At 46.4% G+C, this 19,947-nt stretch carries 20 protein-coding genes; 5 read left to right on the top strand and 15 right to left on the bottom strand.

Features of this window, described 5'->3' with window-relative positions; translation table 11 throughout:
- Positions 1-511: 511 nt before the first annotated feature.
- The 10 genes from JKY90_04530 to JKY90_04485 form a co-directional block, all read right to left on the bottom strand.
- Positions 512-1,267, bottom strand: coding sequence for a VacJ family lipoprotein (locus JKY90_04530; GenBank protein ID MBL4851531.1), 756 nt, complete (start codon positions 1,265-1,267; stop codon positions 512-514).
- Between the two features lie 22 nt (positions 1,268-1,289).
- The gene (locus JKY90_04525; GenBank protein MBL4851530.1) at positions 1,290-2,594 is read right to left on the bottom strand and encodes an alpha/beta hydrolase; all 1,305 of its coding nucleotides are present in this window, start codon (positions 2,592-2,594) and stop codon (positions 1,290-1,292) included.
- A gap of 129 nt (positions 2,595-2,723) precedes the next feature.
- Positions 2,724-3,422, bottom strand: coding sequence for a TIGR04283 family arsenosugar biosynthesis glycosyltransferase (locus JKY90_04520; GenBank protein ID MBL4851529.1), 699 nt, complete (start codon positions 3,420-3,422; stop codon positions 2,724-2,726).
- A 6-nt stretch (positions 3,423-3,428) separates the two neighbouring features.
- Positions 3,429-4,070 (bottom strand): hypothetical protein, encoded by a 642-nt coding sequence (locus JKY90_04515; protein MBL4851528.1) that lies wholly within the window; start codon positions 4,068-4,070, stop codon positions 3,429-3,431.
- Positions 4,071-4,218: 148 nt separating this feature from the next.
- A complete protein-coding gene (ggt, locus tag JKY90_04510; protein ID MBL4851527.1) occupies positions 4,219-5,910 on the bottom strand; it encodes a gamma-glutamyltransferase in 1,692 nt (563 codons plus the stop codon).
- Positions 5,885-6,166 (bottom strand): YfhL family 4Fe-4S dicluster ferredoxin, encoded by a 282-nt coding sequence (locus JKY90_04505; protein ID MBL4851526.1) that lies wholly within the window; start codon positions 6,164-6,166, stop codon positions 5,885-5,887. The genes ggt and JKY90_04505 overlap by 26 nt, the downstream gene beginning before the upstream one ends.
- A gap of 26 nt (positions 6,167-6,192) precedes the next feature.
- Positions 6,193-6,672 carry a pantetheine-phosphate adenylyltransferase gene (coaD, locus tag JKY90_04500; GenBank protein ID MBL4851525.1) on the bottom strand — a complete coding sequence of 160 codons (480 nt, stop codon included), beginning with the start codon at positions 6,670-6,672 and terminating at the stop codon, positions 6,193-6,195.
- Between the two features lie 23 nt (positions 6,673-6,695).
- Positions 6,696-7,286, bottom strand: coding sequence for a 16S rRNA (guanine(966)-N(2))-methyltransferase RsmD (gene rsmD, locus JKY90_04495; protein MBL4851524.1), 591 nt, complete (start codon positions 7,284-7,286; stop codon positions 6,696-6,698).
- Between the two features lie 19 nt (positions 7,287-7,305).
- Positions 7,306-8,646, bottom strand: a complete 1,341-nt coding sequence (locus JKY90_04490) for an insulinase family protein (GenBank protein ID MBL4851523.1) — start codon at positions 8,644-8,646, stop codon at positions 7,306-7,308.
- Positions 8,647-8,839: 193 nt separating this feature from the next.
- Positions 8,840-10,219: an insulinase family protein gene (locus JKY90_04485; GenBank protein MBL4851522.1), complete on the bottom strand. Its 1,380-nt coding sequence runs from the start codon at positions 10,217-10,219 to the stop codon at positions 8,840-8,842.
- A gap of 153 nt (positions 10,220-10,372) precedes the next feature.
- On the opposite strand from JKY90_04485, the gene ftsY reads away from it, so the two are divergent.
- From ftsY to rpoH, 4 genes are all read left to right on the top strand, one after another.
- A complete protein-coding gene (ftsY, locus tag JKY90_04480) occupies positions 10,373-11,374 on the top strand; it encodes a signal recognition particle-docking protein FtsY (GenBank protein ID MBL4851521.1) in 1,002 nt (333 codons plus the stop codon).
- Between the two features lie 60 nt (positions 11,375-11,434).
- A complete protein-coding gene (ftsE, locus tag JKY90_04475) occupies positions 11,435-12,106 on the top strand; it encodes a cell division ATP-binding protein FtsE (protein ID MBL4851520.1) in 672 nt (223 codons plus the stop codon).
- A complete protein-coding gene (locus tag JKY90_04470) occupies positions 12,103-13,128 on the top strand; it encodes a cell division protein (protein ID MBL4851519.1) in 1,026 nt (341 codons plus the stop codon). Before ftsE ends, JKY90_04470 begins: the two co-directional genes overlap by 4 nt.
- A gap of 152 nt (positions 13,129-13,280) precedes the next feature.
- Complete coding sequence (gene rpoH, locus JKY90_04465; GenBank protein MBL4851518.1) at positions 13,281-14,141, top strand: RNA polymerase sigma factor RpoH; 861 nt, start codon at positions 13,281-13,283, stop codon at positions 14,139-14,141.
- Between the two features lie 95 nt (positions 14,142-14,236).
- On the opposite strand, the gene bioD is transcribed toward rpoH, so the two are convergent.
- The 5 genes from bioD to bioB all read right to left on the bottom strand — a co-directional run bounded on the left by bioD (position 14,237) and on the right by bioB (position 18,872).
- Positions 14,237-14,905 (bottom strand): dethiobiotin synthase, encoded by a 669-nt coding sequence (gene bioD / locus JKY90_04460; GenBank protein ID MBL4851517.1) that lies wholly within the window; start codon positions 14,903-14,905, stop codon positions 14,237-14,239.
- 9 nt (positions 14,906-14,914) lie between these two features.
- A complete protein-coding gene (gene bioC / locus JKY90_04455; protein MBL4851516.1) occupies positions 14,915-15,808 on the bottom strand; it encodes a malonyl-ACP O-methyltransferase BioC in 894 nt (297 codons plus the stop codon).
- Between the two features lie 156 nt (positions 15,809-15,964).
- Positions 15,965-16,696 (bottom strand): alpha/beta fold hydrolase, encoded by a 732-nt coding sequence (locus tag JKY90_04450; protein MBL4851515.1) that lies wholly within the window; start codon positions 16,694-16,696, stop codon positions 15,965-15,967.
- Positions 16,693-17,850, bottom strand: a complete 1,158-nt coding sequence (gene bioF / locus JKY90_04445) for an 8-amino-7-oxononanoate synthase (GenBank protein ID MBL4851514.1) — start codon at positions 17,848-17,850, stop codon at positions 16,693-16,695. The genes JKY90_04450 and bioF overlap by 4 nt, the downstream gene beginning before the upstream one ends.
- Positions 17,850-18,872 (bottom strand): biotin synthase BioB, encoded by a 1,023-nt coding sequence (gene bioB / locus JKY90_04440; protein ID MBL4851513.1) that lies wholly within the window; start codon positions 18,870-18,872, stop codon positions 17,850-17,852. Before bioB ends, bioF begins: the two co-directional genes overlap by 1 nt.
- Before the next feature lie 123 nt (positions 18,873-18,995).
- Between bioB and JKY90_04435 the strand changes: the two genes are divergently transcribed.
- Positions 18,996-19,694, top strand: a complete 699-nt coding sequence (locus tag JKY90_04435) for a ComF family protein (protein ID MBL4851512.1) — start codon at positions 18,996-18,998, stop codon at positions 19,692-19,694.
- Positions 19,695-19,947: the final 253 nt, after the last annotated feature.

Raw genomic sequence — 19,947 nt, 5'->3', positions numbered from 1 at the left:
TGTACGACGCCGTGTGTGGTGCCTATAAACAGAAAGAATGCTGAGCCTAATAAAAAAATAATAAGGCGTTGGTCTTGGTCAGTAGCAGACATGATGGTAATACTTACAGTTACTGATAACCGAGCTTAGGGATGCTCTGCATAAGTTTGCGTCAAGATGCTGAGTCACAACTTATCCAGAGGCTCCCTTTTATCAGGGCTGAAAAAATTTCAGGTGGGCAATTAAGGGCGATCCGCCGTGCGGGATGATCTTTACTCGTCTTTGTCGGCGAGTGACGCGTTAATGGCTGATTCAGACATAGAACCTGCTAAAAATACGCCCAAACCGAAGAAAATGGCAACAGGGACTAAAATCCATGGAAATATATCGTACATGGTAAATTCCTCAGAACGGACATCATAAAAAACTCTAGCTATTGATTATAGAAGGTTATCTTGCTCTAGACAAGCCGGTTAGCAGGGTTTTTAACGCAGAGCTGCTGAGCAGGGGTGATACCTACAATGACAATAACTCATTGATTTACAAGAAATTCACGCTGCTTAAGATAGAAGTAGCGGATTAAGTCGTACTCGAAGGGTGAATTAAACTGGCCATAACGAAAGGGATTGATGTGGCGCTGGTTGATGGTTTCGAGAGCGAACAGCAGGGGTTCATCGCTGAGCACCTGTTCCAATCCAACAAAGTTAATATCAGACTGAATTAAACGATCTGTCACCGTACCACTGGCGTCGCGTAGGCTAGATGGCCCCAGAATGGGCAGAACAAGGTAAGGACCATTGCCAACGCCATAGTATCCCAGTGTTTGCCCCAGGTCTTCATTACGTTTCTTTAAGCCTATTTTCTTTGCCGGATCCCACAGCCCACCAATACCAATCGTGGTGTTGATAACAAGCCTGCCTGTGGTGACGAGTGAGCTTTCAGGCTTGAATTGCAATAACGAATTCAGTAGTACGGGAATGTCATTGAGGTTAGAGAAGAAATTGCGCACGCCGCTGCGCACGAATCGTGGTGTGACGGCTTGGTAGGTGCGCAGAACCGGAATAAACACATGTTCGTCGAATTTGGCATTGAATTTATAGAGTCGACGATTAATGGATTCAAAGGGGTCATAGCTATCGAGAAAGTTAAATTGTTCGCGGTATTCTACTGATTTTGATTCTGCATCGGTCAGTGGTACAGGTGCAGAAGTTGTCGAACATGCGCCAAGAAGAATGGAGCACAGTGCAACGAATAGGGGTCGCCAGCGTGATTGATGATGTGAAGTCAACTATCTTATACCTCACCCATGATTATGGTCTTGCACCGAAGAAGCGTAATAGTTGTTCTACGTTTTCATGATAAGTGAAGTTACCGCCATGGCCGCCATAAGGGTAGATTGTCAGTCGTTGGCCCAGCGTGTCTGCCAGAAAATCCAAGTCTTCCTCATTGAGGATAAAGTCATCAGCATTGGTCATAGCCTGTACTGTAGTCGTTGTTGCCAGGTAGTGATCAATACTGTCAAGACTCAAGGCGTATTTGAGCTGCTCTTTCGTCATATTGCTACTGAGCTGTTGAAGATAGGGTAGTAAGATTTGATCAAAATAGTCGCTAAAGCCCCAATACAACGATTGCTTGAAATATCCAGTGAGCGTATCACCACTCGTTAGTCTTTCGGTGGCACGAACAATTTTTCCAGAACGGGTCATGACATCCGATGCAAAGGTCATACTGCTTGCAGTAAGACGAAAAGCTAGGCCGAGGATCACTTCCAGTTCTTCATTGCTGACAGGTGTTTTCTCCTGGAGTGCAAAAAGAAACTCACTATCAATTTCTACGCCACCAGTTTGATTAAATATGGGCGCATAACGGTTAAATATTTTTTCAGCAAAAGCGCCGACACTTTGAATGCCATCGGGTAGGTTTTTTTCAATGAGTTGATCAAGACGCTGGGCAGACTCATAGAGTCGTACGGGCGGATTAATCATCATGATTTTTGAAAAATTAAAAACATGCTGACGCGAATCCAGTTCGCCAAGAAAGGCTGCATGCATGGCACCCATACTAAAACCAGTGAGATAAAATTCGCTGACGTTAATGTCGGCTGCCACTCTGGCGTAAGCTTGCCGCATAATTTCATACAGATCTGCGATATCATCAGGGACATAGCCCGGTCGCGATGAGCTTGATGCGGAAGTAATAAATTCACCTGTCGTCGTAGACGATAGACTAATGACGTGGAACCCGGCATCGTAAAACACGTCTCTTAAAAATCGTGTTTTGCTGGACTCGAAATTAGAGCCTGTGCCCGAGAGAATAAAAATTAATGGCGTGGGTTGGTCGCTGCGTTGGCTATCAACACCAACACGGTGTTTATTGCCATGCCAAAAAACAGTGGGCACTTTGCGCTCCGGGAATAAGGAGAGCTTTTCTACGCCAGGATATTTAGGCCCTTCGGTTGGGTATTCAAGTTCGTTGGGTGTGCCGATGACAGTAGCAAAATAGGGGTCGCGCAATGGGTAATCATATGCCTCGACGAAAGCACTTTGGGTAAACAGAACAGACAGGCTTATAGTGACAAGTCCTATGTGTACTATTTTGAGGCCACCGATGCTCATGGATGAGAATCCTTTAATTCGCAAAGTTAGAGTGAGCGCGCTGCGATAGGCGAACTATTCTGTAGTCGCCATACTATACGGAATTAAAGATGATGTAGTTCATTCCAATTGCCAATCAATAAAGTAGGGCTAGCGATAATTTTGAAAAAAGGCATGATGGCCAATAGCATTGCCACGCTGATGTTGACACTGAATACCGATAACATAGCGTAGTGCTTGCCATGTGCCTATTTGTTCAAATTTGCGAGAATCAGTGGTGATTGTCGCATTTAGCATCAGAGGCGTGGCAATGGCGAGAAGTTTTTTGCTGAATAAAATGTCTTCCGCGTCTTGCTCAGGGAAGCCACCAATCTCAAAGAAAGTGGTGTGTGCAACAAAAATCGCTTGGTCGCCATACATAATCTTGGTGCGGCGAAAGCGCAGATTATGCAGCCAGGAAATAAAGCCTAACCCCCAATACTTGCCTGAAAAACTATGCTTAAAGCAAGCAGCAACTACTCCAGGTTTGCAGGTGGCTTGATATAACTCTTGTAAACCGCATTGTGGCAATTGTGTGTCCGCATGTAGAAATAACAACCATGGAGAGGATGCGGCTTGAGCACCAGCATTCATTTGTGAGGCGCGACCACGTGTTGCGCGGATGATTTTTATGGGTAGTGATTGGCCAAATTTTTTAGCTATTGACAGGCTTGCATCGTGACTGCCACCATCGACGATAATAATCTCTCGCAGCCACTTGCGCTTACATTGTTGTTTGAGCAAAGAGGTTAACGTTTGCGGTAACGCTTTTTGTTCATTGAGCACAGGAATGATTACGCTGACCATCATTATTGCTTAGCCTATTCGTAAGGATGCCGGAATGTGATCGCCAAGCCGTGATTTATAGCTATCGATATCGGCATCCAGGCTGTCAAAAATTGGCGCTAATTCGTCAAATATTTTATTGGCAAGTTCTTGATATTGTTGCGATAGCTGTTGCATTTTTGAGAGGCTGATATTGGTATCTTGCATTAGGCTTAGTAGTTGGCTTTGACCAAATTCATGGTGCTCCGCTTCTTGTGCGAGAATTAAACTTCTAATTTTTTTCAGACCGTAACATTGTCGCTCCATGCGCACATCGATTCCTTCGAGCACTAGTTTGCCGATGCTTTCCAATATTACCTGCGTTGCCAGCACCGACTCTGCTATAGCATCATTGTCTAATGAATTTTCTACATATTGCGCATATAAATCAAGATGTTTGCATTGCGTATTGACTTTGCTGTTACCTAACCAAAGCACAGTGCTGTCAAAGACATGCGCATGAAAATATTCTTGCCGTGATTGTCGTTTAAAAAATTTAGCGTATGACATGTTGCCACGAGCTGCCATCAAGCGACTTTGCTGCGCTGCACATCGATGGGCTAAACGTTCACCCTGTGATAAAAGTGAAAACAAGCGTGCAAGTTGCGTAGATCGGTTGGCTATCAAGAACATGGTGGTTGGGTAGCGCTTTGATGGATTCTAGTTAAACATTATCAATTAAATTTCAGAGTTTATTCATCACGTAAAATTCACAGGGTAATAGCAATTTGTTGTTTTTAGGTGTAGCGCATACTTACTTATCACAAGCGTCAACGTTTCGTTATTTCACAGATGCTTGGCCATTGCGGCGCGGATCGCTTGCTGCAGAAACCGTTTCACTGTTTTTATCTATAATGACTACTTGCATATTGCCAAAAGTACGGGCGTGTTTTTCTACGGTATGACCCCATTGCTCGAGCTGTTCAATTTCGGCTTTACTTAAAGCGCCTTCTTCGTAAATTAATTTGTCGGGTAGATATTGATGATGATAGCGGCCGAGTTTTACGATCGAATCGGCATAGCCGCCATTGGCATATTCCAATATGCCCAATAACACCATAGTGATAATACGGCTGCCGCCAGGGGCGCCGAGAATAATAATATTTTTATCATCTTCTAAAAATGTTGGCGACATACTTGAAAGAGGCCGCTTGCCTGGTTCTATGGCATTGGCTTTAGCACCGGCAAGGCCATAGACATTAGCAACACCAGGTTTGGCAGAAAAATCATCCATTTCATTATTAAGCAGTACGCCAGTGCCGGGAACCATAAAGGCTGAGCCAAAAGGGTAATTGATTGATAAAGTGGCAGCGACACGGTTGCCATCGGCATCGATAATCGAAAAGTGAGTGGTATCCGTACCATTGCCAGAATTATTAACAGCGGTCGGTAACAAAGCGCTAGGCATTGCTTTGTTTGGGCTGATTGCGGCGCGTAGACCAGCAGCATAAACCTTGCTGGTAAGACGCTCTAATGGCACTTTAATAAAGTCTGTATCACCTAAATATTGTGCGCGATCACGATAGGCTCGACGCATGGCTTCGATGATTAGATGTTTGCGCTGAACCGGCGTCGCAGCGTCTAAATCAAAACCCTCTAAAATATTGAGCATGGTCACCAACGCAACACCGCCAGATGAGGGTGGTGCGGCTGAGGTTATTTTCATACCATGATATTCACCACGAATGGGTTCACGCTCGATCAATTTGTAATTAATTAAGTCTTCGACTTGCCAAATACCGCCAGCGATTTTTACACCACTAGCCAGTGTGTTGGCAAATGCACCTTGATAAAAACCTTTACCATTAGTGTCGGCGATCATCTGTAATGTATTGGCGAGGTCGGCTTGAACAATTTCATAGCCAAGTGGTGGCACTTTACCTTCGACAAGAAATATTTTGGCTGCGGCAGGTGATGCCAATAAGGCTTGTTGTCTAAATTTGATCAGGTTCTGCATGTGACTATCGATAGCAAAGCCTTCGCGTGCATAACGAATGGCAGGAAGCAGTGTTTTTGCTAATTCCAGATTACCGTAGTTTTCAGCAAGATGAGCCAAGGCTGCGGGTACGCCAGGTATGCCTGCTGCAAGTGATCCGTCAATAGATGCTTTAGGTATCACATTACCTTCTTTATCAAGGTACATGTCGCGATGTGCTTGACCTGGTGCCATTTCACGGCCATCAAGCATGGTTTCAAAACCGTCTTTGGCGCGGTGAAGCAACCAAAAGCCACCACCACCAAGACCGGATCCCGCTGGTTCAACTACAGCCAGTACGGCAGTGGCAGCTACGGCTGCATCAAAGGCATTACCGCCTTGTGCAAGGATTTGATGTGCTGCTTTGGTCGCCAGTGGGTGGGCAGTGGCAACACCTGTTTGATGAGCATGGGCGTTAGAAAATACAACGCATAGTAATAGAAAAAAATAAGCGCTATATCCTGTTAAGGGTTTAATTTTTTTTACTGTTGAGTTCATGTTTTGTTTGTGCCTGCGTAAGGAAGTTATATTTAGCCATGAGTTGTTCATGATTTTCGACGTGATTGTTGTCGTGCGGAATGCATTCTACCGGACACACTTCGACACATTGTGGGGTATCAAAGTGACCAACACACTCGGTGCAGAGTTTGGATTCGATAATATAAATTTCTGTTCCTTCATAAATAGCGTCGTTAGGGCACTCGGGTTCGCAGACATCACAGTTAATGCATTCGTCGGTAATAATTAATGCCATAAGAGGTGCCCATAAGCCATTATCGCTTAGCTGTGTTTGCCAGCGAGTGCTGCGAACACGACAGGATGGACAAAATCGCTGATATCACCTTTTAACGCAGCGACCTGGCGTACGATACTGGATGATAGATAGGTATATTGTTCATCAGGCATGAGAAAAATAGTTTCGATGTTGGGCGAAAGCTTACGATTCATGCTGGCCAGTTGGAATTCATACTCAAGGTCCGATACGGCACGTAGACCACGAATGATGGTGTTGGCACCGTGTTCGCGGGCAAAATCGACCAGCAGATTGCTAAAGCCCTTTACCTCCGCTCGACTATTATCAGTTAGCACTTCGGCTGCCAAGGTGATACGTTCATCAAAATCAAACGCCGGGTTTTTATGCGTGTTTTCCGAGACGGCGATAATGACCCGGTCAAATAATTGGGTTGCGCGGTGCACGATGTCACTGTGGCCATGAGTGATTGGGTCAAAGGTGCCAGGGTATATAGCTATCTTACTCATATTTTAGGATATGTTCTCGTCATCTAAGTAGTTATGCGTTGTGCCAGCTGGTAGCTGACTTGGCCAGCTATTTTAGTGCGCTTGACCACCCAATTTGATGGCAACACAGGTGGCTCGCCAGAACGTGATGTTTCGATATAAATATAGGCATTGTTAGTCAGTAGTTGACGTTGTTCTAACGCAGCGCAAACATTATCGATTATATCAGTTGAAAAGGGTGGGTCGAGGAAAACGATATCAAACTGTTTATTGCATGTTTGCAGATAGGACTGGGCATCAGATTGAAAGATTTGCCCACGATCTTGCGCCTCAAGCAGGTCGATTCGTGTGCGTAGCATATTAGCCAGACAATGCGATCGCTCAACAAAGGTCAGTTCGCGAGCGCCGCGTGATAGCGCCTCGATTCCCAGCGCGCCACTGCCTGCAAACAAATCGAGACAAGTTGCGCCTGGCGTAGCATGTTGCAGCCAATTAAACAGGGTTTCACGGACACGGTCGGTAGTGGGTCTGACGCCGCTGGTGGTATCAAAATCAAGCACGCGTGAGCGCCATTCGCCGGCGATAATACGCAGCGTGCCACGTGGCCGAGTATTAGCGTTTGTTAATTTAGTCAATCACTGTGTCTCATTGATATTAGATATCATCGATATTCTGGCCAACAGTGACGGTTAATAGCTGGTCCAGTTTAACCCGTTTGGCGAAGGCATCACGGACGTGTTCTTTACTGATATTGTCTACCTTGTTTGTGAACTCATTGAGGTAATCTAACGGCAAGTCGTAAAAGCCAATCAAGCTGATATAACCAATCAAACTGCTATTACTAGCAATACGTAATGGAAAGCCATTGATGATATCGCGTTTCGCTGCAGCCAGTTCATGGTCGTTGGGGCCATTTTTCAGAAATGCGGCCAGTGTGTCGTTGAGTACCTGCAAGGCTTCATCAGTTTGAGCCGTACTTGTTTGCAAACCGATGACAAAAGGCCCTTGCACGCGCATGGGGGCAAAATAACTGTAGGCACTATAGGCAAGTCCACGGTCTTCGCGTATGGCTTTGGTGATATGTGAGCCAAAGCCACTGCCACCTAAAATATGGTTGCCGAGGAATAGTGCAAAGTGATCATTGTCACCGCGGGCATACGTCGGCATACCAACCATAATATGCGTTTGCGTTGATGGGTGCTCGATGTGTACATGTTTTTTCTTTGACTTATAATTAACGTTTTCGATTATTGCTAATTTTTCTGATTTACTGAGTCTAGCGGTTAATCTGTTCGCTAGCGACTCAGCGCCTTTTCGATCTAGGTCGCCAACAATCGCAATCGTCGCATTGCTGGCAACATAATGGCGCTCGTAGAATGTTTGAATGTCACTGCGTGTTATAGCTTTCATGCTTGCCTCAAAGCCGAGTGTTGGCGCAGCATAGGCGTGACTGGCATAGATGTTTTCATAAAAGGCATTATTAATCACACTTTGTGGGGATTGTTTTTGACCACGTAAGGCAATCAGTGCACGTTGACGTTCACGTTCTAAAACAGTTTCTGAGAAGCTTGGGTCGCTAAGTACAGTAATAAATGTTTCTAGCGCGCTTTCAAGCCATTTCCCCCCCGATAAGCTACGCAGACTAACGGTTGCACTGTCACGGTTGACACTATTACCAAAGTTAGCACCAACGGCTTCAAAGTTTTCGGCAATGGCATCAGCGTCAAGCTTGCTTGTGCCTTCGGCGAGCAGGCCATTTGTCATCAATGCTAGCCCGGGAACTAAGCCATCACGTGCGCTACCAGCATCAAAGGTGATACGAATATCAATCATAGGTAGCTCTGGGGCAGAGACGAAAAACACCTTGCTGTCGTGTTCATTTTGCCAATGTTGTATCTTTGGTGCCGCATAGACAAGTTGTGTGCCGAACAATAAGACGGCGGCGCTAAGCACGGATAAGGTGGTTTTTATATATTGCATAAATAGGGTAATCATGACAGATCTCGAATTAATGGCCATTGTTAGTGGCGGATATTGCTAGGGGAGCTCTGAATAAGTCTGGTTGAGTTTAGGCTGAGATAAAATTGCACCAATTCGTTTCGAAGTGAGCGGTAATAGTCGCTCTATTGCTGCGATCTTCGAGACGAATTGGGGCAATTTTAGCCAGCGTAAAACAATCATGACTTGTTCAGAGTTTCCCTAGTTGGGCGTCTGGATTTTTTGTGTCAAGCGGCTGCGGGTCGAGCTCAGCAATGGTGAGTGAGTCTTCAACAAAATACTTTTTTGCAACACGTTGAATATCTGTAGCGCTCACCGCAGTGATTTTATCAACGAATTTATCAATAATGCGCCAGTCAAGGCCAATACTTTCAAGTGCGCCAAGCGTTGATGCTTGTGATGAAACGGAGTCGCGTTGATACACTTCACTGGCGACCACTTGTGCCTTGATTCGGTCTAACTCTTTTTTGCTGACCAATTCTGTTTTCAGCAAGGCTATTTCATCATTGATTGCGCTTATTAATTCATTAATTGTTTTTCCTTGCGCGGGTGTGCCATCAATACGAAACAGTGTTCCGCTCCGCGAATGCAGGCGATAGCCAGTGCTAACGTTTGCTGCGATAGCGCTACCGCGAATCAATTTTTTGGCGAAGCGTGAGCTGTTGCCACCATCGAGCACTGCCGACAGCACGGCCAAGGCATAGGCGTCAGATTGATCGTCGGCTGTTAGTAGTGAGGGTGTTTTGTAACCTAAAATGAAATACGGCAGCTCAGCCGGTGCTTTGACGATGATCTTGCGTATGCCACTTTGCTTGATTTCCTGGCGTGGTTTGGGTTGTTTAATCGTGCTTGGTTTTATGGGCGCAAAGTATTTTTTTGCCAAGGCATAGACTTCATCAGGGTCAACATCACCCGCGACAACAACCGTGGCATTATTAGGTGCATACCATTGTTCATACCAAGCGCGCAAATCATCGATAGTCATGTTTTGCAAATCATTCATCCAACCGACAACCGGAATACGTGATGAACTGTTAACAAACGCAGCAGCGTTGAATTGTTCATAGGTTAATGCTTGTGGATTGTCTTCCGTACGCAGTTGGCGTTCTTCCATAACGACACGAATTTCTTTTTTAAATTCATCTTCAGGCAATAATAAATTGCGCATACGATCAGCCTCCAGCTCAAAGCTCACTTCGAGTCGGCTTTTTTCAAACTCTTGATAATAGCCCGTGTAATCTTGGCTGGTGAAGGCATTGTGACGACCACCGTTGTCGGAGACGATACGATCAAAGGCGCCATCAGGAAATTTCTTGGTACCCTTAAACATCATGTGTTCCAGCGCATGCGAGATGCCGGTAATGCCGTCATGCTCATAAGTGCTGCCGACCTTATACCAGACTTGGGAAACCAGTACCGGTGCGCGGTGATCTTCTTTGACGATCAGCTTAAGACCATTATCAAAGGTATATTCGTGTGTGTTGTCACTGGGTTTTGCCTGCGTTTGTGTCGCTATAGCTGCTAGCAGGCCGGCCAGAATCAAGTTCAATAGTGTTTGTTTTATTCGCATTGTTCGTTGTCTTTCCTAAGGATAATATTCTGAATGGCTATTTTATTCAGCACACTACATGTAGATGGTAGGATAGTGCGCTTTAATAAAAGCGTGATGTTACCGTGTTGGTGGTGTCATCCGCCAGGTTTTGCCAAGATTTGGATAGTAAAGATGGTATTTGGTTTCAAAAATAAACGTGCTGACAGTCATTCTGTTGAAAGTACAGGCACAGCGCAAAACAAGACTGGAAAAACAGGCTTATGGGATCGTCTTAAAAGTGGTTTATCACGTACGCGTGAAGGCCTGACGGAGGGTCTTGCCAGCCTGGTTGCTGGTAAAAAGAAAATCGATGATGAGGTGCTGGATGAGCTGGAAACACGGTTACTTAGTGCTGATATGGGTGTTGAACTTACCATGGAGGTTATTGCTAGCTTGCAGGCACGTTTAAAGCGCAACCAACTGTCTGATGTCGATGCCTTATTAGCTGCTTTGCGTGAAGAACTTTTGGCTGCATTAGCCCGCGTCAGCAAACCCCTGGAGCACTATAGTGCCAAACCCTGGGTATTGATGATGGTGGGTGTTAATGGCGTTGGCAAAACCACCACCATTGGTAAGCTGGCCAAGCAATTTCAAGCTGATGGCAAGCGTGTCATGCTGTCCGCTGGCGATACCTTTCGTGCGGCGGCGGTTGAGCAGTTGCAAGTATGGGGTGAGCGCAATAACATTGCTGTTATTGCACAAGGTCAGAACGCCGACCCGGCTGCTGTGAGCTTTGATGCCATCAATGCCGCCAAAGCGCGTGATATTGATGTCTTGCTAGCCGATACCGCTGGACGTTTACATACGCAAGCGAATTTGATGGCCGAGCTGCAAAAGATCAAACGCGTGATTTCGCGTGAATTGCCTGATGCGCCACATGAGACCTGGATTGTGATTGACGCAACGACCGGGCAAAATGGCTTGGTGCAGGCGCAGAAATTTAATGACGCCGTTGGTGTCACTGGTGTGGTGTTAACCAAGCTTGATGGTACGGCCAAGGGCGGCATTACCTTTGCCATAGCGCATAAGCTAGGCATCCCCATTCGTTATATTGGCATCGGCGAAGGTATTGATGACCTGCGTGCTTTTAATGCCGAAGATTTTGTTGACTCATTGCTGGCTGTTGAAGCATAACGCTGTTTGAATTGTAACAAACAAATAACCAAACTATTTATCCTATCTTTGATATAGATGATTATTGAATTCGACCACGTTTGCAAACGCTATGAAGGCAGTTTCGATGCCTTGCATGACATTAACTTTACGCTTGCTCGTGGCGAAATGGCTTTCCTTACTGGACATTCCGGCGCAGGCAAAAGCAGTTTGCTGCGCTTAATCGCACTGATCGAGCGACCAAGCAGCGGCCGTCTCTCGGTCTATGGCAAAGATTTATCCAAGGTAAAGCCGCGTCAAGTGCCGTTTTTACGGCGTAATGTCGGCATTGTTTTTCAAGACCATTGTTTGCTTGAGGATCGCACTGTTTTTGATAACGTTGCCCTGCCACTGATAGTCAGTGGTCAACTTGAATACGCCGAAATGGCACGTCGAGTTCGTGCGGCCTTGGACAAGGTAGGCCTGCTCGATAAGGAAAAAATGAATCCGCAGCGGCTTTCCAGTGGCGAGGCGCAGCGTGTTGGTATCGCCCGCGCAGTGGTTAATCGCCCGCCTTTATTGCTGGCTGATGAGCCAACGGGCAACCTTGACCCCGAATTGTCGGCCGAGATCATGACCTTGTTTCAGCAATTTAATCAGGTTGGGGTAAGCGTCATGATTGCCAGCCATGACCTAGCGCTGATAGCACGTATGGGCAAGCGTGTGTTGACCTTAAAAAATGGGCGTCTAATCGATGACAGGCTTCTGACATGAAACGTCGTCAACCACAGCTACGCCGTCCATCAAGCCGCCGTGATCATTCCAGCGCATCGCAACCATTATCGGCGCGTTCCAAGCGCGCGTCTGCGGGCGGCTTGCGTATGCGCCTGCGGCTTTATTTCTTGCGCCATGCCCAAGCCTGTATTGATAGCTTGGGTCGGCTAGGCAAAGCCCCTTTGGCGAGCGCTATGACGATTATGGTCATTGGCATTGCTTTGGCCTTACCAACCGGTTTGTATCTGGTAGTTAAAAACCTGCGTGGTTTTGATGAGCAATGGCAAAGCGCGACTCAGCTATCGGTTTTTTTGCAAAGAGAACTGCCTGCATCACGGTTGGACAAACTGCTCGATGTATTAAAACAAGATAGCCAAATCAGCCATTTTGAATACCGCGACCCCGCTGCCGTGCTGAGTGAATTTAGTCAGCTTGCTGATCTTGGTGATAGCCTTGAGGTGTTGGATGATAACCCCTTGCCAGGTGTCATCATTGTGCAAGCTAACGCTACTGATACACAGGCCATAAGCAATCTTGTTAAGCGTTTAGAGACTAAGGCCGCGGTTGATTTCGTTCAGCTTGACCGACGTTGGCTTGAACGTTTATACGCCATTGTCGATATTGGTAAGCGCGGTATTGTTGTGCTTACTTGTTTGCTTGGCCTTGCTGTTGTGCTGATTGTTGGCAATACCATACGGCTTAGCATTGAAGGTCGTCGCGCCGAAATCAAGATTACCAAACTCGTTGGTGGTACCGATGGCTTCATTCGCCGGCCATTTCTCTACAGTGGCCTCTGGTATGGGCTGTTTGGCGGGATTTTTGCTTTAATCCTCATCAATGCCGCTTTATTTGCCATTAGAGGGCCGGTTAGGGCATTGGCGAGGCTCTACGATGACGGTTTTGGCCTGTTGGCCGTCGATCTTTCAACAACGGGCATTGTCGTCATCGGCGCTATTTTATTAGGCTGGGGCGGTTCCTGGTTGACGGTAAGTCGCCATTTACGTGATATTCAGCCGACTTAAGGCAACATATCGGCGTAGTTAATGGTTTTGTACAGCCATTCGCCATAGTTTTTAGGTATAGAGGTTAATATTTCCATTGAACTTCCGCTATAATTAGCACTCGAAGTAGTAGAGTGCTAATATTCAGCGCAAAGCGACACAAGGACAAAATTATGACTGTAAATGCGAACGCAATGAATTTGATTATTCCGGTAGGCAGTATCGAATCGTACTGCCAGGCCATTGCTCGCGTTCCTGTGTTGCCGGTAGCAGAAGAGCGCGAGTTAGCTCGCCGTTTTCGTGAAGAAGAAGACCTTGAAGCGGCACGCCAGTTAATTATGTCTCAATTGCGTTTTGTCGTTCACATTGCTCGCGGCTATAGCGGTTATGGTTTACCACAAGCTGATCTGATTCAAGAAGGTAACATCGGCTTGATGAAGGCCGTAAAACGCTTTGACCCAGAAGTTGGCGTGCGCCTTATCTCTTTTGCCGTGCATTGGATCCGTGCTGAAATGCACGAATTTATTCTAAAAAACTGGCGCATCGTTAAAGTAGCCACCACCAAAGCACAGCGTAAATTATTTTTTAATCTGCGCAGTAGAAAAAAACGTCTTGGTTGGTTTAGTCATGCCGAAGTGCAAGCGGTTGCCAAAGATCTTGGTGTGCCTGAAGCGACCGTACTGGAAATGGAGAAACGCATGAGCGCATACGATGCCTCATTTGATCCAGGTCCAGAAGCGAGTGACGATGATGATCGTGCCTTTGCCCCGGCCGCCTATTTAACCAATGAAAGCGAAGACCCCGCCAAATTGGTTGAGAAGGATAACTGGACTCGCCACAGCAACAGCGGTTTACTCAAGGCCATGACGAAGCTCGATGACCGCAGTCGTGACATTGTTCAGCGTCGTTGGTTGGCTGATGAAGGTAAAACGACCTTGCAAGAATTAGCAACGGAATACGGCATTTCTGCCGAGCGTATTCGCCAACTTGAAAAAAGCGCAATGGGTAAGATCAAAAAGGCGATGATAGCTTAAACAGTTACTCTTTTAAATTGTTAGGACGGCCAGCTTTTTGCTGGCCGTTTTTGTTTGTAAGCATTGTTCTGCTCTGAACATTTGGTCTTCTCTCCTTAATTCTCTGTCAGGGTGAGGATGTCCAGATTGGGTGCTACATTTTCCATATAACCTATGGTGGCGATGTGTGGTGATTTAATGTGCTGATTTATTGCGTTGATTATCTCTTTGGCATTGTGGATATTTTTGTTGTAATGGTTTGCAACCCACCCAGCTAAAACCAATCCTGAATCTTGTATTGCTTTGCGTGTCAGTAGCGCATGGTTGATACAGCCTAAGCGTAACCCAACGACCAGGATGACAGGAAGATTCAGGGCTATTGCCAAATTTTCGACGGTTTCGGTTTTATTAAGCGGCACTTGCCAACCGCCTGCGCCTTCGATGATGGTGTAATCGTTATTAGCTTTATGTTTGTTTGCGAGTTTGCAGATGATTGTAATGTCGATTTCTATGCCAGCTTGTTCGGCGGCGATGTGTGGGGCGATAGCGGGCTTGAAGGCGTAGGGGTTTATTTGTTTGTAGTTTAAATCTTGCTTGCAGGCTTTAATGAGTTGCAATGCGTCGTCGTTGCGCAGTTCACCATTTATTATTTCGCAACCACTGGCGATGGGTTTCATTGCACAGACTTTATACCCTACATTTTGCAATGCAGCGATGAGTCCCAACGAGATGGTGGTTTTGCCAATACCAGTGTCGGTGCCGGTAACGAAGAATCCTTTAGACATTTTATTTGTTTATTTTCTACGGCTCAGTTGTTTAAGCGAAATTTTCACTTCGATGTTGTCTTCTTTTTTTCGTGTTTTTTGTTCAGGTACCCAGGCGTGGCCGTAGATCACTTCATAGCTGGCAGGTAGCTTGCCATTGTCGCGAAACTTTTCGTAGCCTTGTTCTATTTGTTTGAGCTGTTGTTTGCCCATTAACCCACGTTGGCGCCCAGCGGTAACATTGTGTGCGCCAATAGCCTTGAGTTCACGCATGAGGTCTTTGACATTGCTATAAGTCAGCGTGAAATTTTCGATATCGAGCACGGGTGATTGAAAGCCTGCACGTATTAAAGCATCACCGATGTCGTGCATATCGATAAAGGCGTTGACGTGGTTATAGTCATCGACATCACGCCAGACGGATCTGAGTTCGCTCAGTGTGTCGGGGCCAAAACTGGAAAACAGTATAAGGCTGCCTGGTGCTAATACGCGATAGCATTCTTGCAGTGCCTTATCTAAATCATTGCACCATTGGAAGGCAACGTTAGAAAAAACGAAATCGATACTGTTATTACTTAATGGTAGATATTCGGCATCGGCGCATAAGTGTTGCACACGACTAAAAAATCGTCCCATACCTTGTTTTTGGATAGTGCGCGATTTTCTCAACATGCCTTCGGCAAGGTCAAGCGCAACGACGTTTGTTTTAACAAAACGTTGCGCCAGGTTTTTGGTAATTCTGCCCGTGCCAGAGCCTATGTCTACGATACGCTTGGGTGCGATACGAATATAGTCCAGGCGCGCTAACATGCGTGCGCCGACTTCCGCTTGCAGTGCAGCAGTTTCATCGTAATGTTCGGCTGCGCGATCAAAGGCGCGCCTGACTTTTTCTTTGTCGATGAAATAAGCCTGTTCGATACCCATCACGGACAGGTTTCCCTGCTAAAGTGTGCGTCATGCTTGATGTGTAGCAAGGCGGAATGACGAGTAATAGTTGTTCTATTGCGAGGAATAATAACGCCGCTACAGATCAAGTAGGGCGTGCAATTTGGCGGGAAACCTGTCCGTGATGGGTATATGTCAGTGTGTGGCATGGATGAGTGCTTGCGTGTGTTGTGTAATTATTTTGGGGTGGCTGAGTGGTAATGCATGGGAGGCGTCGTTAATCAATACTATTTCATTTGAATCAGAATAATGATTTATCTGAGTGCAAGCGTTAGTAGGTACCAATGAATCCTTGCTAGCAAATAGATATTTTCTCGGGCATTTAATTTTTTTCAAGGTTAACCTTAGGTCTGTCTGTTCAAGTAATGCTAACCCTGCAAGCAATGTAGCTATGTCTGCAGTGCATGTTTGAGCACGTGTTTTTATGATGGTTTTTTTTTCAGCGCCGAAACTTACCAGGCCACGAAAATCTTGCAAGCATTTGTCTTTATCATTTTCACAGGATTGTTTAAATGCGTTAAAGATGTCAATGTCCATTGCGCAATTCCAGCCTGGTTTTTGTGTGAAGCTGGGTGTGCTAGCAATCGTCAAAAGTGCTTTGATGTGTGTTGGCTTTTGTGCTGCAATATAAAGTGTCAGTAAACCACCGAGTGACCAGCCTAGCCAAATAGCGTTTTTAGGTGTGCGTGCAATTAAATCATCGGTTAGCTGGTCAAGCTTCCATTCAGTTTTATTGTTTTTTTGTTCACCATAACCAGGTAGATCAATGGTGATGGTATTGAATTTTTTAAGGTGGGTTTGTAGTGTTGCCCAAACGCTGCTGTCAAAACCCCAACCATGGACGAGTACGATGCTAGCCCGGCTCATGAATCTAGCCTATCTAGTTTTAGCTCTTTTAAAGCAGTGAGTAATTGTTCAACATCTGTTTCGTTATGATAATTGCATAAAGTGATGCGTAAGCGAGCAGTATTATCAGGCACGGTGGGTGGGCGAATCGCAGTGACATATAGCCCTCGTGACTTTAGGTGTTCGCTGGCGTTTACTGCGGCCGTATTATCGCTAATGATGACAGCTTGTATGGCGGTTGCTGAATCAGTAAGTTGCAATCCGAGTTGCTGTGCGCCTGCACGAAAATGTTTCATTAGATTATTGATGTGTTGTCGGCGCCAGCCTTCTTTCTCGATGATATCAATACTGGTTAGTGTTGCGTGGGCGATGGCGGGTGGTGGTGCGGTGGTGTAAATAAGGCTACGTGATTTTTGTATGAGTGTTTCAATTAACTCTTCGCTGCCGCAAATAAAGGCGCCACTAGTACCACACGCTTTACCCAGTGTGCCAACATAAATATCAATGTCGTTATTGTCGATGTTGCAATGTTCTAAACAACCACGACCGTTGTTGCCGAGAACACCGAAGCCATGCGCGTCATCGATAAGTAGCATTGATTGCGTTTGTTTGCTTGATGTAGCCAGCGCAGGCAGGGGAGCGATATCACCATCCATACTAAATACGCTATCGCTGGCAATCATGGTTGGCGCAGCATTTAATTTCTCTGTTAGTTTAGAAATATCTGAGGTGTGGTAACGGCTTAGTTTGGCGCGCGACAAGATTGCCGCATCAATCAGCGACGCATGGCTACGTCGATCAAGAAAAATGTGATCGTTACGCGATAGCAGCGCAGTAATGACGCCAAGGTTGGCCATATAGCCACTGGAAAATAATAGCGCGCGCGGCTGCTTAAGAAAATCTGCAATGCGTTCTTCCAAGGCTTGATGTGCCACACTGTAGCCAGCGACTAATTGTGATGCGCCACTACCGACACCATAGCGATCGGCACCTTCTTTAAATGCTTTGACAATGCGTGGGTCAGTGGCCAGGCCAAGATAATCGTTGCTGGCGAAATTGGTATAGCGCACGCCATTGATTACAAGTTTATTGCCGCCGCGCTGAGTAATAGCGTGGCGCTGGCGATAAAGACTCTGCTGGCGTTGCTGCGCCAGAGCGCCATTAAGATTCAGCACTACTGTGTTGTGGCGGCGCGTCGTTGTTGGGTGTCACCGCGAATAGTCAGTTTAAGGTCGGCGATCATTTTTAAGTCATCTTCAACTTTACGGCCTTGAGTCGTCAGGTAATTACCAATCATGACGCCGGATGCACCAGCCATGAAAATCATTGACTGCATATCGCCTAAAAAGTGGCGGCCACCGGCAATGCGTATCTCAGCTTTTGGTAACATATAACGAAAGGTAGCAATAGCGTGCAGAATTTCCTGTGGTGCCATTGGTGTTAGTGAACCCATCGGTGTGCCTTCAATAGGATTAAGGAAATTCAACGGTACTGATTTTACGTCTAGCCTGCGCAGTGTTTCGGCGAGCTCTATACGTTGGTCGAGGCTTTCACCCATGCCAAGAATGCCACCAGCGCAAACGCGTAAACCGGCGTCTTGCGCGTTCTTGATAGTGTCGATGTTTTCTTGGTAAGTATGTGTGGTACATACCTTGTCAAAAAAGCTCTCGGCGCTTTCTAGATTGTGGTGATAGTTTTCCATACCCATTTCTTTGAGCATGTCAGCAGATTCACGGTCAAGCGCGCCGAGGCTAGCACAACGGCCAATGTCGCTATGCTCATCAAGCTCGGCAAAGTATTCTTTTAGTTGCGTACGCTCTTTATCGTTGCGTACTCCCCAACCTTTGGAGACCACACCAAAATCGCTGGCGCCCCATTCGCGTGCTTGTTGTGCTTGCTCGACCAAAGATTTATTTTTGATATAGCCATATTTCGGTGCAGCCGTTTTGTGGTGACCACTTTGGCCACAAAACGAACAATTTTCCGAACAATTACCCGAGCGCACATTGGAAATGGCGCAAACTTCAACTTCATTGCCGCGAAAGGTCTTACGCAGGCGGTCGGCGCCGGCCATTAGCCAAGGCAGGTAATTATCATCTAAGGCGATCATCCAACGACCTTCTTCGCTGCTCATTTCACCACCGTCTAACAGGCGCTGGGTGATTTCATCGATTTTATTGTAGGTGCTCTGATCCATTTGTTTGTCCTGATGAGTTAGTATCCAGGTCTTGCAAGGAATGCAGGCGACTATGACGGCTACCCAGATAGCTGTCAACTCAATGGAATAACAAAAGTTAACAACTGGTTAAAAAATACTCAAATACAATTTTGGCCGCAATGCTGCCAGCTTTGTGGCGAGGGGTTGTTAGGCCTGAATAACGTGCTTTGTACAGATTGCCTTAGCGATTTACCCTGGAATAAAACCTGTTGCCAGGTTTGCGCTTTGCCGCTGGTGCAGGATGCGCCGCCCCAAGGCGGAGCCATATGTGGTCAATGTTTACGTAAACCACCGCCTTATCATCGGGCGCTCGCCACGTTTAACTACCGTGACCCGGTGAGCCACATTGTGCATGGACTAAAATTTGGTCAGCGGTTGTACTACGGTCGTTTTCTTGGTGACGCGCTGGCCAAGACTGTCGCGCAGACCGAGAGCCTCATTGTGCCGGATTTACTGATGCCTGTGCCTTTGCATCGTAAGCGCATGAATGAGCGCGGTTATAATCAGGCTTACGAAATTGCGCGGCCAGTCGCACGATTACTGGGCTGCTCAATTGCTACGGGGCTTGTTATTCGAGTGGGTGAGACGAAAGAGCAATCACAGCTCAATGCCTTGCAGCGGCGGCGTAATCTCAAAAACGTGTTTACGGTTGCGGGTTCGGTCAAGGGTCTACACGTTGTCATTATCGATGATGTGATGACCACTGGTGCGACGGTCGGCGAGTTGGCGCGTGTGCTGATCAGTGCAGGTGTCCGCCGTATTGATGTGTGGCTGGCCGCTAGGGCAGCGCTGGAGCGTTGAGTCAACGTCAAATGCTTGACATGAGAATAACTACATCGCAGAATAGCAGGTAGGGGTTCGGCATTTTTCTGTAAGTAAGTAGACAGCAGCGGCTTTCACGAGTGCCTGTGTGGCTATTAGATACGCGCTTTGGCAAGCTGCGCTAACTAGATGGTTTATAGAATATGACATCATCGATTACAGCATTGGCTACGTTGCCGGCGAATTTTAGCCGTGTAGCATCAGTGCGCGCCGCAGTGATTGAAGAAGTCTC

It is taken from the genome of Gammaproteobacteria bacterium, assembly GCA_016765075.1.
In the GTDB taxonomy this organism is placed as follows: domain Bacteria; phylum Pseudomonadota; class Gammaproteobacteria.
Note: the sequence above shows the minus strand (reverse complement) of the source record. Positions and strands in the feature narration are given on the sequence as shown.

Coding starts and splice junctions, on each gene's coding strand:
- JKY90_04520 (MBL4851529.1), bottom strand. CDS start 3,422: ATGATGGTCAGCGTAATCATTCCTGTGCTCAATGAACAAAAAGCGTTA.
- ggt (MBL4851527.1), bottom strand. CDS start 5,910: ATGAACTCAACAGTAAAAAAAATTAAACCCTTAACAGGATATAGCGCT.
- JKY90_04515 (MBL4851528.1), bottom strand. CDS start 4,070: ATGTTCTTGATAGCCAACCGATCTACGCAACTTGCACGCTTGTTTTCA.
- JKY90_04505 (MBL4851526.1), bottom strand. CDS start 6,166: ATGGCATTAATTATTACCGACGAATGCATTAACTGTGATGTCTGCGAA.
- bioB (MBL4851513.1), bottom strand. CDS start 18,872: ATGGATCAGAGCACCTACAATAAAATCGATGAAATCACCCAGCGCCTG.
- JKY90_04485 (MBL4851522.1), bottom strand. CDS start 10,219: ATGCGAATAAAACAAACACTATTGAACTTGATTCTGGCCGGCCTGCTA.
- JKY90_04470 (MBL4851519.1), top strand. CDS start 12,103: ATGAAACGTCGTCAACCACAGCTACGCCGTCCATCAAGCCGCCGTGAT.
- bioC (MBL4851516.1), bottom strand. CDS start 15,808: ATGGGTATCGAACAGGCTTATTTCATCGACAAAGAAAAAGTCAGGCGC.
- bioD (MBL4851517.1), bottom strand. CDS start 14,905: ATGTCTAAAGGATTCTTCGTTACCGGCACCGACACTGGTATTGGCAAA.
- JKY90_04525 (MBL4851530.1), bottom strand. CDS start 2,594: ATGAGCATCGGTGGCCTCAAAATAGTACACATAGGACTTGTCACTATA.
- coaD (MBL4851525.1), bottom strand. CDS start 6,672: ATGAGTAAGATAGCTATATACCCTGGCACCTTTGACCCAATCACTCAT.
- JKY90_04490 (MBL4851523.1), bottom strand. CDS start 8,646: ATGATTACCCTATTTATGCAATATATAAAAACCACCTTATCCGTGCTT.
- rpoH (MBL4851518.1), top strand. CDS start 13,281: ATGACTGTAAATGCGAACGCAATGAATTTGATTATTCCGGTAGGCAGT.
- JKY90_04450 (MBL4851515.1), bottom strand. CDS start 16,696: ATGAGCCGGGCTAGCATCGTACTCGTCCATGGTTGGGGTTTTGACAGC.
- ftsY (MBL4851521.1), top strand. CDS start 10,373: ATGGTATTTGGTTTCAAAAATAAACGTGCTGACAGTCATTCTGTTGAA.